Source organism: Desulfurivibrio dismutans (genome assembly GCF_029210385.1).
GTDB classification, from domain to species: domain Bacteria; phylum Desulfobacterota; class Desulfobulbia; order Desulfobulbales; family Desulfurivibrionaceae; genus Desulfurivibrio; species Desulfurivibrio dismutans.
The window spans coordinates 1-1,292 of record NZ_JARGDQ010000023.1 but is presented as its reverse complement, the minus strand read 5'-3'; the positions used below and the strand labels follow the sequence as shown (position 1 = coordinate 1,292).

The window sequence follows — 1,292 nt, the reverse complement described above, 5'->3', positions numbered from 1 at the left end:
CAGTAAGGTGGAGGATTATGTTGTCTCGGCAACTATTGAGGCAATAAAACCATAGCCATGAATGATACCCTGCCGGCGAGAATCAAAGCGGTCTATACAGACCGAGGGTATTCAAAAACATCTGGGTAGCGCCTCGGGGGTGAAGGGATGGCTGTATGCCGTCATCGCGGGTCTTTTTTTTCCGGGCTAAGGAAATCGTCACGATGAAATGGATTGCTGTTCTTTTGCTGATTACTCCTGCCATTGCAGTAGCAGAGACTGAGCTGGAGTTTCACCTGTGTTCGCTCTATGTACAGAAATCAGTAGTAGGGGAACAGACAGATCTTGGTTGGCCGGTTTTCGTCAAGTTGACGGAACTTGGTGCCACGAGTTTTGAGAAGTTCACGGAAGCAAACAGCGGTAGAATGAGCCGCATTGTTGTCGGTTGTTGACGGTTTTGGTGTCCTCTTTTTTTGTAGGCAACATGTCAGTAAAAAATCGCGACGGCTGAGCAAGGAGCATGTGTCATGCCAACGATGACAGTCAGTGAATTAAAGGCCCATTTATCAGTGCCTTTGCTCTACCGTCAGTTGCACACCCAGGGCCTTGCAGACCCGTTGAATGGTTTCGAAGCGAGGCTGACTATGGGGGCGCAAGGCTTTATAGAGGGCTTCTCTGCGAATCCCACTGGCGTTGGCAATTTCCGTCATGCCGCGTGCTTTGGCAATATGTCCCAATGCGGCGGCCAGTTCAGCGCCATCGCCGTCGGCCAGAACCTGGCGCAGATATTCGACGATATCGACTTCATCGCGCAGCTGCTGCGCCATATCAAATTCCGGCATAACGCTGGGGTTCAATTTATTCTGGGGCATTGTGCTTCTCCTTAATCTGCGTTGCCAATTGCTTTGCTGCTTTGATGTCATCAGACTGAGTGTTTTTACCCCCACCACCGAGCATCACAATCAGTTGGTCACCTCGCTGCATATAGTACATCCGCCAGCCGGGGCCAAAAAATTCACGCATCTCATAAACACCCTCGCCTATCGAGTTCACATCCCCGAGCAGACCGCGCTGGGCTTTCTCCAGCCGTCGCAACAATCGGATGCGAGTTGGGCGGTCACGAAGGCGGTTGATCCAGCGTTCAAAATCTGGTGTCCATTTCATGGAATACATAGAACAACTGTAATCGAATGAATACAGGATGTCAAAGAAACAGTCGAATATGTGGCTGCTGACAATGATGACAATTAGAATGTTGTTGACGGGCTGCAGCGGCTGACTTCGATTTGTATCACGGGCGCATCTTACATCCC

General features: G+C 50.3%; 3 protein-coding genes. 1 reads left to right on the top strand and 2 read right to left on the bottom strand.

Annotated features, from left to right (window positions below):
• The first annotated feature begins 203 nt into the window (after positions 1 to 203).
• Positions 204 to 431 carry a hypothetical protein gene (locus P0N66_RS12725; RefSeq protein WP_275806008.1) on the top strand — a complete coding sequence of 76 codons (228 nt, stop codon included), beginning with the start codon at positions 204 to 206 and terminating at the stop codon, positions 429 to 431.
• A gap of 114 nt (positions 432 to 545) precedes the next feature.
• On the opposite strand, the gene P0N66_RS12720 is transcribed toward P0N66_RS12725, so the two are convergent.
• Together P0N66_RS12720 and P0N66_RS12715 are read right to left on the bottom strand one after the other, a co-directional pair.
• Positions 546 to 851, bottom strand: coding sequence for an addiction module antidote protein (locus P0N66_RS12720; protein WP_275806006.1), 306 nt, complete (start codon positions 849 to 851; stop codon positions 546 to 548).
• A partial coding sequence (locus P0N66_RS12715; protein ID WP_275806004.1) for a type II toxin-antitoxin system RelE/ParE family toxin occupies positions 838 to 1,292 on the bottom strand: 455 nt, incomplete at its 5' end. The genes P0N66_RS12720 and P0N66_RS12715, both read right to left, overlap by 14 nt.

Bases quoted from the DNA above. Each gene is read 5' to 3' on its own strand.
- P0N66_RS12725 (WP_275806008.1), top strand. From the start codon at position 204: ATGAAATGGATTGCTGTTCTTTTGCTGATTACTCCTGCCATTGCAGTA.
- P0N66_RS12720 (WP_275806006.1), bottom strand. From the start codon at position 851: ATGCCCCAGAATAAATTGAACCCCAGCGTTATGCCGGAATTTGATATG.